The following is a 12,397-nucleotide window of genomic DNA, read 5'->3' on the forward strand; positions in this document are numbered from 1 at the left end:
ACTTGTGAACGCAAGATCGGGTGTTTGCTGATATCGATTTCAATGCAATCGACTGGAATTTGCTGCCAGCGGTTGTAAGGCCTGGGTTGTAATAAATGCCCTTCACCCGCAGAGGGTTCTAATACCCGAACGAACTGCCGGTTCTTGAAGGTTTCCCAAGCCTTGATACTTAACGCTTCCGGCGTTGGGTAATACTGAAGATTGTCTATCATGGTGATCTCCGATGAGACCCCTGAAACACGATGGTTCCCTGGCGGGATAGCATCATCCCACAGGGGTAACGTTAAAAAACTCGGCTTAACCGAGTGTCAAAATTGAAAACGGTGCGTCAGATCAACGCGAACCGCTTACCTTGAATGAAGTCCTGATACTGCCGGGCTTCGGTTCTTGCTTTGAATCGGGCATGCACGCAGCCGTCGATCCAGATTTCCCAAGGCAAGCGTTTAAGCTCGCCTTTCACCAGTTCCACCTCGCCAACCCGAAAATCATCATGTTGGTAAAGCACCTGGCGGGGACTGTCGATACGGACGATGCACTGATCCAGCAATGCCGGACCACCGATGTCACCCGGTTCGATCAACAGCGGCACTTTGATCGTGCCGGTCGAACGGCCAATCCAGCCAATGACATCGTGCTCGTCGAGCCACGATTGCCCTGTAGTGGGATCACCGTAATACAGCCGGATTTTGCGTCGGCTATGGCGAAGCTGTTCCAACAACTCGACCACCGGTTCCGGTGTGTCGGCGTGATAACAGGTGCCGGATGGCAAACGCTGATAGTGGATGCAATGACCCGTACTAAAACTGTGTTCAAAGACGTGTGTCATGATGTTGTCCTCAAAAAATACGGAAACATCACACATCCCCAGCGGGAATAGGACATTCCCGTTTGGGTGGAAAAAATGAGCACCAAGTCGAGTGACTTGGCTAACTCAGGCTTTTACAATGTACGCGCTTAAACATCACGCGCAGTTTTTAGGATGGGATTTCGAGCGCAGGTTTTCCCAAGGCTTGTAATGCCAGAGGGATTAACTGATCTAAATCTTCCCAATCGATACTGCCGGCATTGGCTTCGCCTTGTTGATAGGCTTCAACCAATCCACGGCAAACCCGCATGGCCGCTTGTTCCTGCTTCAATTGCCGTAGCGAATGATCCGGGTCTGGCCATTGTTCAACCGCAACGCATTCCCAGACCAAGCTTTCACCCTCCGATTCATGATATTCATCGGACAATAACGGCATGACCGCGGTGTCATTCCAAATCGTGGCATCGTTGAAGGCCTGTTCGGCAATCTGTTGTGCCGCTTCGGGACCATCGGCGGTGATACCCACCGATACCCGATGCACATAGTCGATTTCATAGGAGACAACGAAGAACCGATTCACAGCCGCCGCCGTGACATTGGCTATGGCGGGTTCTTCGTCTGGCAATTCGGTTTCCGCCGATTCACCCTCAATCAATGCGCTTTCATAAGGCTCGATTTCCTTGTTGCAATCCGGACAGCGATCGTTACAGCCGCAATCCCACACATCCTCCCATTCGGTCTGGCAGTAAGGGCAGCGGTACTGATTCAGATAGCGAACCGTGTTGTTTTCGGCAGCGGTTGTGCCAACGCTGGGTTGGTTGATGGTTTTCATGGTCATGTCCTCCAAAAAATGCAGGAGCGACCACCCGGCAGGATGACGTTCCTGCAGGTAAAGAATGCTAATTAAAGCCGAAAATCGGCTCGCACAGCGGGGTTGAATTCGCGCAAAAATCGGTATATGGTGACTAAAACTCATTAAAAAGCAGAGAAATAGCTATGTTTGACGATATTTTGCGCATTTTTGATTTCCTCAGTCCTAAGCGGACCAAGGAGCCGTATCCAAGTCGAAAACCGATGGCGATTCCTGTCGACGAACCATTGAAAGTCGTTCGACATTGCCAACACATTTTCCAAAAATTGGATGTTTTGGAAGCCGACGTGCTCAAGCGGTTTGATAATCCTGAACAAGCCTGGCCGTTTCTAAATAAGATTCGACAAATTCGCCGGGAAACCCAGAACGATTTGTTGTCGTTATTGCCCGAAGGCAGCTGGGTATTTGCTGATGAATCGAATCAAGACGAGACTCCGGTTCGCCGTATCAATACGGCAACCGGAACCACGTTGCGGGTATTCAATGGCGGGCTTGCTGACTAGCCGGAAATGCATTGGCATTACCTTTCAGCGCTTCCCGCAATTGAAAAACCTGTTGGGCGGTTTTGGTGGTTTTGTCATTCACCAAGCCTGATTCGCCCACTTTTTTAGACCGCCGACGGGGTTTTGCCTCGGTTTCCACCGAGACGATCGCCGGTTTGATTTTCAATATCTCACGCTCCAGTTTGGCGATTTCAATATCCGCCTCGTAGAGTTTGATTGTTTTCTGTTTGGCTTGATATTGAAGTTCCAATCGATCCAACTCGCGATTTGTTTCACGATTGCGACTCTGGATTTCCTGACGTACCGAATCGGACATGGCCACCCAACCCATCTCATGACGGATTTGAGGCATGATGACCGGTAGCCGGTGTCGTGCCAAACGCTGCGCACGATAGCGGTGCAACACTTGAGCCGTTTGTTTCAAGGCGCTCAGCAGTTGCAATGCCGTTGCCCAAATTATTCTCAGAGCGAGAATAAACATAGCCAACAGGATGATGCCGAAAATAAAGTTCATTGAAGTTCTCCTTTAAAAGTTTAAGAAAACACTTCGAATGAACAGCACCCGGTCGGGCGATGGTCGCCCGAAGCGGGTTTTGGATTTGCAGAGGGTAATACCACTGCGGTTTACATCGGGCTTTACGCACCCGACACGATCACGATTCAACGTGCTCGCCGCCTAAAGACGGAACGCCGACCAAAGTCGGATTCAGCACTCTTCGAAAAGAACGCATGAAAGGTCTGTTTGTCGAATGGGCTCTAGAAAATGAGCACATTCGACAAGCTTCGGCAGCAATCAGTTACCCATAACCACAATCCAAGGCATTGAGCCAAGGATTGGGCTACGGATAATTGACTGGCCGAGATTTAGGCTGCCAACAACACCGCTTTCGAGAGTTCGAACAATTGTGCTCTCAGCTCGGAAAGATCGTTAATGGTGATGGCAATCGGGAACAAATGACTGACATCCAGTCCCAAACCCACGCCTACCGTTTCAATACCGCTATCCCGGCAGCGCTGCAACAGTTCCAACGTGCTGAGTGACTCGTTGGGTTGACCATCGGTCATCACCATCAACACCTTGCGTGGTTCCCGGCAACGTAGCAGTGATGCCGCACCAAACCAAATCGCTTCAGTCATTGGTGTACTGCCACTGGCTGTCAGCGAAAAAGCGCCGGTTCGGCCATTCACGCGCTGGCCATGCTCCAGCAATCGGAACACCGAATCATCCTGATGCCCAGGAAACGCGGTCACACCAGGATTGACGCCCGGAATACCTTCAAAGGCCAACGCCAGTGCCAAAGTCGCTTCTAGCGCAATCGGCAGCCGCGATCCAATGGGCTGGCCTTGGTTATCGGCCACTTGATAACCCATGCTTTCGGATTTATCCAGTAACAGATGAATCGCCGTATTGGGTGCAGCTTTAGACTGTTGGCGCTGAAACAGCTTGGTTTCGCCGAGTGGTAAGCGGTGTAAACGCTTGCCATCCATCCGTCGTCCACGACACGCGTGTTGCGAGCGGTTTAGGGTTTGCGATTGCACCAGGCCTTGCAAGGCAGCGCGGATTTTTCCCGATTCGCCTTGCACCTTACGCAGTAAAAACGAACCGGCCTGCTCGTCCATGGGTGGCTCGAGGCCACTGGGCATCAGCAATTCCGATACGTTTTCCGCAGCCAACAATAACGCCGATTTCAATGACTCGAATAAATCCTGCTCGATGTCACCGTCTCCGGCGGACAACAGGGTTTGCAAGACGCCCATCGGGTCGGCAATCTCCATAACATTTTCATCATCCCCTTGCGGGTTGGATGGAATACTATCGGAAGCTGTTGTCGGTTTATCGACAGGATTTTCCGGATTTGAATCATCGCTACCCGCCGATTCTGAAGACAAATCGTCGTCAGTGTCCTTGGGTAATCGTTCATTGAGATCCACCTCATCTTCGGAATCCGATGAGCTTGAATCGTCCGAATCGGCGGATTTTGCGTCCTGATCGCTTTCGTCCGGTTCAGGCGACGATTCCTCATCGTCCGATGGTTGTGCCTGATTGCGCTGCCGTTCTTGCTCGAATTCCTGTTCAATCATGGTCAGAATACGATCGGTCAACTGCAAACAATCGGACTCGGATTGCAAATCATTCGGTACTTCCGACAACAAACCTTTCAACCGCGTTACTGCACCTTTCGGAAATTTCGCCTTCAATGCCATTTCGGTGTGCTCGACCAAAGGCAATAAGGCCGTTTGACCCAATACCCTGGCACGCAAACTTTTCAACACGAAACCGTACAAAATGTTGGCAGGATGATCGTTTTCACTGGCGGCCACAAAGTCGCCTTTGGCAATCATCTTTTCAATCACCGTGCGTATCGTCAACCTGGTACCCGGAAAGTCCTTGGCCAATTCGTGCTCGATCCGCACATCTTCAATCGCATTACATAGGCGACGGCGTAATACCGAACTGCCATAGCACAGCGTAAAATCCGAATAACGAATATGCGCCGCTTCATGTGCCAGCAATCCCCAGGCGACATCTTGGTAATCAGAATCAACACCCTCGTAGGCCGGCAAGTGAATCGATCGACCATCGGTATACGCTTGATCGCCCCCAACACTGACTTTGATGCCGAAGCGATTGCCAATGGCCGCTGCAACGATGGGGAACGCGTTGTGTAAAGTTCTATTTTTCATGGTGTGCTCCTAAATTGTGGGCAAACCATGACCCCAGCGGGACATGAATTTGCCCCTGTGGGTTGTTAGTTAAATGGCGTCAGATCAGAACCAGTAGTCCTGGTCGGAATCTTCTGCCTCTTCATCATCGCCATCAGCAGTGACTGCCACCCGATCAGATTGAACATCCGGTTGGATGGCTTTATCAACATCCGTCGCAACGTCGACCTGGCTTTTATCCAGTAAGACCTTAACTGCCCAGTCGTCCGATGCTGTTGTCACCGATTCCGTTTCGATTTCATCGTCAAAGATGCCGTCGAACAGGTCGGTAAAATCGGTACTGTCTGAAGCGGCTTCAGCGATGACGAGTGTTGCTACTGCTGCTGGCTCAGGCTCCGCGTGTTCGACGGTTTCATTAATCTCAACCGCTTCCACAACAGGCTGTTGTTCCGCCAACAAACCTTCACCGTGCCGCCGAGTTTTATCCGGATCGGCCAACAGCATCGCCGTGGCCAAAATCTCCTGTAAAAGACTGCCTTCAATAGCACCTTTGTTAGGGATTCTCGCCAGCAGATCGTCAATGGTGCTGACGACCGGAGCCACCCGATGATCCAGAAAGCCCAGACCATCCAACTTGTCGCGGATACGCTTGATCGGCCGCAACGCACTGCGCGTCACTTGCTCCTTGCCTAATAGCGATTGTTCGACCAATAAATTGGCATCCACCGCGATTTCATGGAACATCTGTTCGCTTAACGAGCCAATCTTGCTGTCCAGTCGCTCGATCTCTTTCTCGGGTAGACTCTCCGGCAAGGCGACCGACACCACCAGGTAATCGAACGACAACCGGGTCGAGACAAACTCCACCGAATCCACTGCTTGCTCGATGATGCCGGCAAACTCCGGATGGCGAACCACCCAGTCCGTCACCGCCGCATCGTAGCCGGCAAGAAACTCGGTTTTAGCCGCGGCAAAATCCAACGCAATGCGCTCAAGTTCTGCGGTAATACCGGCAGCCGATTCAACCGGCACAGCAAAACCACCCAGAAAGCGGGTACCGACGCGTAAACAAATGCGTTCGGCTTCCTTTTTCAGACGGTTGAATACCGTCAGCTTATCCGGGTCGAGCAAACGCTTGGAACCCAGGCTGGCTAAATCCTCCGGCGGCAATTTGCTACCGTCGGCCAGCACCAGGTCTTCTTTTTTCAGTTTCTTGCGAGCGCCGTAGATATTGGCGTCCACTTTTACCAAGACCACGCGGTCCAGAATGATGTTAGCTTGTGTCATGTGAGCCTCCTTGGGAAGAGGCACACTAGACCCCGTCAGGGCTGGCATGCCCCTTCCGGGTTAAATGAAAAAACAATGCGGTTAAAACCAGCAGTCGTCCGTGTCGGACATGGCCACTGCCAGATTTAAGCGGGGTTTGAGCAAACCTAAGACTTCAGCGGTTTCTCTGATGCTGTCCAGATCAGTGCCAAAAAATGCCAGCACATCCTGTTCAACTTTCAGATCGACCGAGAGGTCTCGGGCTGTTTCGGTGGCCATAGCAATCTCCACGCCTTTGAAGCCTTTCGATTTAAGCGTCAGTAAAAACAGCCAGGGCAAAACACCCTGCACTGATTTGATCTGACCACTGAGCTCAAAGGTTTCGGCATTCAGGGTGGCATCAAGCCATTGTTGCCAGCCATCCCAGTCCTGCTGAGGCTTAGATTGCTGATCCGATACGGATTGAATAACCCCGATCAGTCGCCTGACCTCGATACCCAAGTCTACTCGGACAGCTCGCTCTGCTCGACAATCAACGGTCCAATACAGCGCCTCGACCGGTGGTGTTGGCACGGGTGCGAGATTTGAATCAGGTCCAGGCATTTGTGATAGTGCCGAAGTCTTGCCCGGAAACACCACATTACCCTCACCATCAATCTCCACCTCGCCGACAAATACATAGCCCTTAGTCTGTTTTTGCTTTTCGATGTCGAATTGCCGAACACCATTGCGGTGACTGACACCCGGTAATTTGGATGCCGTTTTCCCCCAGCGCGTGGTAATTGAACCATCTGGATTGCTCTTAACCGCCCAGTCTTTGGAACTGCCATCACTATTGCGATAGCGAAACAAACTCCACACGGCCATGACTAAGCCGCCCAATCGTCTCCGAACACATCCTTGGCGATGCGATGAATCGCTTCGCGCTCGGCGGGTTCGGCTCTAAATGTCAAGGCCCGATCCAGCGAATACGCCAAGGCATTGGGCGCACTTTTGAAGGTGGCCACCAGTGACGCCCAGCGCACTAAACCGCGCGTCGATAACGTGACTGACAGCATACCGCTGCCATCCACGCCACCAATAAAGACTTTACGAATCTGATTGGCGACCTTGATCATGCTTTCGCGCACCGTTTCCGGCATACTCGGCACCACATCGGCCAATAGTTTCATTTCGTCTTCGGGGTCGGGGTAACCGACTTCCATCAACCGAAACCTGTCTAAAAAAGCCAAGTTTTGCCTTAGCACCCCTTGATACAAGCCCGACTGATCGCCACTGCCGGCACTATTGCCGGTGGCCACCAAACGAAACTTCGGATGCGGGGCAATTACGTCGCCAGTCTGCGGAATCGTTAGAGGCTTCCCTTCAACAATTTCATTCAAGCCAATCAGCTCGGCAGGATCGATGGCATCGATTTCGTTGATCAACAACACGTGCCCCAGGCGAACCGCCAGTGTCAACGGACCGTCGATCCATTTCATCGCGCCGCCGTCGACCAGCATGTACTGACCGAGCAGATCGTTGAGTTCCAATCGGCCGTGACCGGTGACCGAATGCACGCCCCAATTAAGACGCGCCGCGACTTGCTCCAACAACGAGGTTTTACCGGAACCGGTGGGACCGGCCAGGTATAAGCCGTCGCCATTGTGTGCGCCTAAAAACGCCAACACATCGCGCAAGTGATCCTTGCGAAACACATACGGCTTTTGCGCGGGTACATAGGCATTTTGTCCGGGCATAAAGCCTTCCACTTTCATGGCGGCCGGTGCAGGAATGCCGAAGGTATCGGCGATCGAATATTGTTGATACATGATGAGCTCCTTGAGACTAAGCCTCAGATAACAAGGGGCACACCGGCCCCGTGGGGTGATGTGCCCCAACGGGTGATTAAAACCCTGGCAAACCAGGGCGGATAAAAAATTACTAGCGCAACTGCATTACGCAGTACATCGCCCATTCGGCGCGGGCCAACAGCTCCCGATCCATTAAACGCACGATGCGCTGTATGTCGCTTCTCAAACCGGGGTCAGAGATTTGACGATGCAGCTCCAGCAATACACGCTTTTTGGTCTGGATATCATCGCTATGAGCAACGTTCAGCCAGCCATGCAAGGTTTTCCAAAAGTCTTGATTCATAATGACCTCCTTCAAAAGTGAAAAGGGGTCACCGGTTCCCGCAAGGGTGATGAACCCCAACGGGACAAACAAAACACACCAGGCTTAACGCACCTGGCACACGAGGCAAACGCTCATGCCGCTTAACAACGGAACGCCGGTCGAAACCGGATTCGGGATTCCACGAAGGGAACGCCTGAATGATGGGGGTTTTGGGTTGGGCTTTTCTTTTGAAAACCCAGCCTAAAACCGACAATCCAGAATTAAATGATTCGATAACATGGCCGGGGTAAATTATCTTGGCCGGCTGACGTCAATCAAAGAACATCCCGTAACCACAGGGGTTACAGGATGTCTTGAAACGAACCCTCAAAACCAAAAGTCCACGCCCGCCAGGTCTTTCAAGGCTTGGGCATCGAACGGCACTTCGGCATGTTTACCGTCGTCGTCCCGGCAAGTCACGCGTACCCGCGTGGCCGACGGTTTTCGATAGACTTCGAGAGTCGATGCCGGAACATCCGGTTGCAAGGCTTGCATTGCTGCCTTGTAATCGATGGCGCCCTGGCTTTGAAAACGGCTGATCCGCAACCCGGAATGTTCCGCGGCCACATAATCACCCATTAGCAATACCAACGTGTTTTCAATGGCCGCCTGACTATCCTCCAAGGTGGCTAGCTCCGCTTTCAAATCCGCGATTTTCACGGCACGATTGCGATAACTCGCCGCCAATTGCTGCCATTGCTGCTCCGCATGACCTTTGGGTAAGTACAAATCACGTTCGGGATCCTTGCTCGGCTCCTTTTTCGATTTGACCGCCGACCAGAAATCCATCGCGCTATCGACGAGTTCAGTGAGAAAGCGCTCATCGCGCTGAATTTCAAACTCGATGTCCTGGCCTTGGTGGTAGAAATACAAAAAGCCGCGTTGCGCTTCGGACACCAGCAGTTGTTGCTGGACTTGGCACCAATACAGTTGATAAGCCTCGGACGCTTCCCGATTCAACAGCACATCCAGAAACGTGGTCTCGTGCGGACATTTGATTTCCACGGGTTCATTCGAGTCGGACAAGCCGTCGAACGAAGCCCGCATCAAGGGATACTGTTCCGACTCGCCGCACAGCGGCAACAACATCAGATCGTGTTTGTCCTCGAGGCGTTGCAAAGCCGCGGGCTCTTGCTGGATGCCGGCGCGGATCAACGGGTTGTTGTCCAGGCTGGCTTCCAGCACCAGACCGATCTTCTCGGCCCACAATCTCCACGGGGTCTTGTACGGCGAACGATTCATGACGATGGCCGCTTCGCTGGCACTGACACCTTGTGATCGCCATTGCCGCCAGGCAGCGGACCGTTGCGAAACGTCGATGACGTTCATTGCCAAGTATCCGACAACTGAATGTGGCAGCCTAACCGCAACGAAGGCACGCCACGTTGAGTTAAATGCTGTTCACAGCGTTTGGCCCAATGAAAATCGGCAAATAGCAACAACACGGCATCCGCAGTTGGCAATACCAAGCCGCCAAAGCTTTCCACCAAATTGTGTAATTCCGCTTTGGAGGGTTTGTCGACGTCTGTCGCGCCTGTTCCAGGTTTGAAGCTGCGTTCTAAAAAGCCACGTCCATGCCGGCGAATCACCGTGGGTGAGTCGTAACGCCGCCAATCGGTATGACAAGGAAGACGATTTAACGATTGATCGATTGCATTCATGATCTCTCCTGACTAAAAACTCAGAGCATCATGAATCCCCACACGGGCGAGTCATGACGCCCTGAAGGGGTGGTAGTTGAATACGACGGATGCTGAAATTCAGCACACATCAGTATGAAAAATGGCCTAGCCGATTGCGTGTTTAAGCAACGGGACAGCCCTATACAGCTAAATGACTAACGGTTGGCGCCCAACGCCTGACGCGCCTGCGTCATAGCCATGTCTTTGGGCGTCAATGGCGGCATGGCAGTACCTTCAGTTTGATCCAAGGACTGTGTAGTCCTGGGTTCAACCTCCGAGACCTTGTCCAACTCGGCTAACGCAAACGTCAGATCGATACCTTTGAACTTTTGATTGGCGTAGTCGTAGGCCGCTTTCCAGGCACCGGCCGCTGTTGTCCGTCTAACCAGTTCGGCAACCGCTTTTTGCACCTTGGGATGAATTTGCGACAGATCGACAACGCGGTTTGCATCAACGCCAGCATCGTCCACCACAGCATGATCGTTACTACCAATAGCAGCATCATGTATGTAAGTGGCACTGCCATCGATCACACGAGCGTCGGAAACGTCATCCAGCGTTTTGCCATCCATTTCCTCGGCGGCATAACCGCATTCCTCCGGAAAGGCTGCCCTTAGCGACGCGGCCTTACCGCATTTGGCCAATTGCCCCTTGGGGCGTTTGATCCACATGGCGGTCGGCACTTGCGAGTGTTTACCGCCGGCCGTGCTATAAGCCTCTAGCCAGTAGACTTCCTCGGTAAAGGCACAACGTTTACCGCCGACGATCCGGTACACGGTAACCGCCACCCATTCGGGAAAGGTCACGGTGACACTGGATTCCTGCCATTGCTCGTTGTCGTCCTTGTAGCGCCCGGTAAAGGTTTTGGTGATATCCGAGCCCCAGACGGGTCTGTCCATGCCGGCCCAAACCCCGGTCCGTGACGCGGTGGTCTGGATTTCCATGATGGACGGCCAGACGGTTTCGACATTGCGGCCTAACGCGGCACTCCACATTGGCACGATATGCACCGGCTTTTTGAAGATGTCGAGCTTGCGGGCCTTGCAGTAATCCAGCGCCATCAGGATGGCTTCCGGGGTTTTCGCCGTGGGGAAAGTGACTTCCGTCAATACCTTCCACGACTGCTCGGAAATGCCATAGCCTTGTTGGGCTGCCATTGGCATGGGTAAGTCCCGGGACTTAGCTGGATAGTTTCGGTTTTGATTGCTCATGGTGGGTCTCCTTAAAAAATGGGAACGCCATGGCCCCAACGGGGATAGTCGTCCCCTTTGGGTTGAAATACCGAAACAGTGCACACTGGTCGGCAGTGATTTAAAATTTACCCGCGCTTGCGGCAGCGCATGTATCGCCTGGGTTTAGTTGAGCGGCATATCGGCATACTCGTCATCCCAATCAGCGTCTTCTGATGCCGGGTTCGATGAGGAACCGTTTGCAGAGGCAGGCGCAGTTGGGCGATCGAGCAGTTGCAACTCATGCACAACCACTTCTGTGCGGTAGCGTTTTTCGCCGTTCTTATCCCATTGCTGGGTGCGAAGAGAGCCTTCCACATAGATTTTGCTGCCTTTCTGCAAAAGATCGCCGGCGATATCGGCCAGTTTTTTAAAAAACACGACCCGATGCCATTCGGTTCGCTCCTGTTTACCCTTTTTGGCATCTTTCCAGACTTCGCTGGTTGCCAAACGCACTGCCACGACTTTGCCGCCGTTATTCGGTAAATAGCGAATATCCGGATCGGCGCCGAGACGGCCCAGCAAGATGACTTTGTTTACACCACGATTGGCCATGATGATGTCCTCCTATCGGCCGCGCCCGATAATAGAAAATAAAACCCACCTGCGCGGCGATGGGTCACATCCGGCAGGCGCATTCCCGGCTAGGAATAAGCACTCCCAGACAGGATGAAAATCTGAAACACAACCATCACATCAGGCTTAACGCACCTGACACGCCGATGGACAACCACCGTCGCCGCTTAAAAACGGAACGCCGACCGAAGCCGGATTCAGATGTGAAAAATCACATCATGAAAGGTGTTGCTATTGGAGCAGATTTTTTAGAAAGGTCGTTCGCGAAATCGCAATAATTAGCGCGATTTCGCGACCAGGACAGAAATAAAGACGCCGTATCATCTGCCCTTGATGAAATCATGCAAATAGGTACTGACATGGCAGAACTACAGGTACGAGAAAAAAGCAAGCGACCTCATATCAGTCGGCCGATATTCGAGCGTAGGTTTAACATCAACAGCGAACAAGCCATTCGTGTCATCCGCAACAGTTATAACCGGTTGATGGTTTCGTTGTATGCGATCGACGTGATCCTGCGCATCATCGGTCGGGAAGAAACCGTCGATGAAATCGAAAGCATCGTCGGCCAGATGATTGCCGAATGCGCGGAGCAACTGCAGCAGGAAAAACTACGGCTAGAAAAACTCAAGGCCGACAACGGT

Annotated in this window: 13 protein-coding genes and 2 pseudogenes; 2 read left to right on the plus strand and 13 right to left on the minus strand. The window is 52.4% G+C overall.

Features of this window, described 5'->3' with window-relative positions:
• From NP596_RS16385 to NP596_RS16395, 3 genes and pseudogenes are all read right to left on the minus strand, one after another.
• A pseudogene (locus NP596_RS16385) lies at positions 1-212 on the minus strand (DUF4942 domain-containing protein); the annotation flags it as partial.
• 116 nt (positions 213-328) lie between these two features.
• Positions 329-826 carry a hypothetical protein gene (locus tag NP596_RS16390; protein WP_256616464.1) on the minus strand — a complete coding sequence of 166 codons (498 nt, stop codon included), beginning with the start codon at positions 824-826 and terminating at the stop codon, positions 329-331.
• A 148-nt stretch (positions 827-974) separates the two neighbouring features.
• Positions 975-1,637 carry a hypothetical protein gene (locus tag NP596_RS16395; protein ID WP_256616465.1) on the minus strand — a complete coding sequence of 221 codons (663 nt, stop codon included), beginning with the start codon at positions 1,635-1,637 and terminating at the stop codon, positions 975-977.
• Between the two features lie 164 nt (positions 1,638-1,801).
• On the opposite strand from NP596_RS16395, the gene NP596_RS16400 reads away from it, so the two are divergent.
• Positions 1,802-2,179: a hypothetical protein gene (locus tag NP596_RS16400; protein ID WP_256616466.1), complete on the plus strand. Its 378-nt coding sequence runs from the start codon at positions 1,802-1,804 to the stop codon at positions 2,177-2,179.
• Here the strand turns inward: NP596_RS16400 and NP596_RS16405 are convergent.
• From NP596_RS16405 to ssb, 10 genes are all read right to left on the minus strand, one after another.
• Entirely contained in the window at positions 2,157-2,693 is a 537-nt protein-coding gene (locus NP596_RS16405) for a hypothetical protein (protein ID WP_256616467.1), read from the minus strand. The two genes, NP596_RS16400 and NP596_RS16405, sit on opposite strands and share 23 nt — an antisense overlap.
• Positions 2,694-3,043: 350 nt before the next feature.
• Positions 3,044-4,864, minus strand: coding sequence for a VWA domain-containing protein (locus NP596_RS16410; protein ID WP_256616468.1), 1,821 nt, complete (start codon positions 4,862-4,864; stop codon positions 3,044-3,046).
• A gap of 84 nt (positions 4,865-4,948) precedes the next feature.
• The gene (locus NP596_RS16415; protein WP_256616469.1) at positions 4,949-6,130 is read right to left on the minus strand and encodes a DUF3150 domain-containing protein; all 1,182 of its coding nucleotides are present in this window, start codon (positions 6,128-6,130) and stop codon (positions 4,949-4,951) included.
• A gap of 81 nt (positions 6,131-6,211) precedes the next feature.
• Entirely contained in the window at positions 6,212-6,991 is a 780-nt protein-coding gene (locus NP596_RS16420) for a hypothetical protein (RefSeq protein ID WP_256616470.1), read from the minus strand.
• Entirely contained in the window at positions 6,979-7,920 is a 942-nt protein-coding gene (locus NP596_RS16425; RefSeq protein WP_256616471.1) for an AAA family ATPase, read from the minus strand. Before NP596_RS16425 ends, NP596_RS16420 begins: the two co-directional genes overlap by 13 nt.
• A gap of 112 nt (positions 7,921-8,032) precedes the next feature.
• Positions 8,033-8,245 carry a hypothetical protein gene (locus tag NP596_RS16430; protein ID WP_256616472.1) on the minus strand — a complete coding sequence of 71 codons (213 nt, stop codon included), beginning with the start codon at positions 8,243-8,245 and terminating at the stop codon, positions 8,033-8,035.
• Positions 8,246-8,593: 348 nt separating this feature from the next.
• A complete protein-coding gene (locus NP596_RS16435) occupies positions 8,594-9,595 on the minus strand; it encodes a YqaJ viral recombinase family nuclease (RefSeq protein ID WP_256616474.1) in 1,002 nt (333 codons plus the stop codon).
• The gene (locus tag NP596_RS16440; RefSeq protein ID WP_256616475.1) at positions 9,592-9,927 is read right to left on the minus strand and encodes a hypothetical protein; all 336 of its coding nucleotides are present in this window, start codon (positions 9,925-9,927) and stop codon (positions 9,592-9,594) included. Before NP596_RS16440 ends, NP596_RS16435 begins: the two co-directional genes overlap by 4 nt.
• A gap of 176 nt (positions 9,928-10,103) precedes the next feature.
• Positions 10,104-11,159 carry a phage recombination protein Bet gene (bet, locus tag NP596_RS16445; RefSeq protein ID WP_256616476.1) on the minus strand — a complete coding sequence of 352 codons (1,056 nt, stop codon included), beginning with the start codon at positions 11,157-11,159 and terminating at the stop codon, positions 10,104-10,106.
• Between the two features lie 144 nt (positions 11,160-11,303).
• Positions 11,304-11,732, minus strand: coding sequence for a single-stranded DNA-binding protein (gene ssb, locus NP596_RS16450; protein WP_256616477.1), 429 nt, complete (start codon positions 11,730-11,732; stop codon positions 11,304-11,306).
• Positions 11,733-12,112: 380 nt separating this feature from the next.
• Here ssb and NP596_RS16455 point away from each other — a divergent pair.
• Positions 12,113-12,397, plus strand: a pseudogene (locus NP596_RS16455) (hypothetical protein); the annotation flags it as partial.

The organism is Methylomonas rivi (assembly GCF_024505165.1).
Classification (GTDB): domain Bacteria; phylum Pseudomonadota; class Gammaproteobacteria; order Methylococcales; family Methylomonadaceae; genus Methylomonas; species Methylomonas rivi.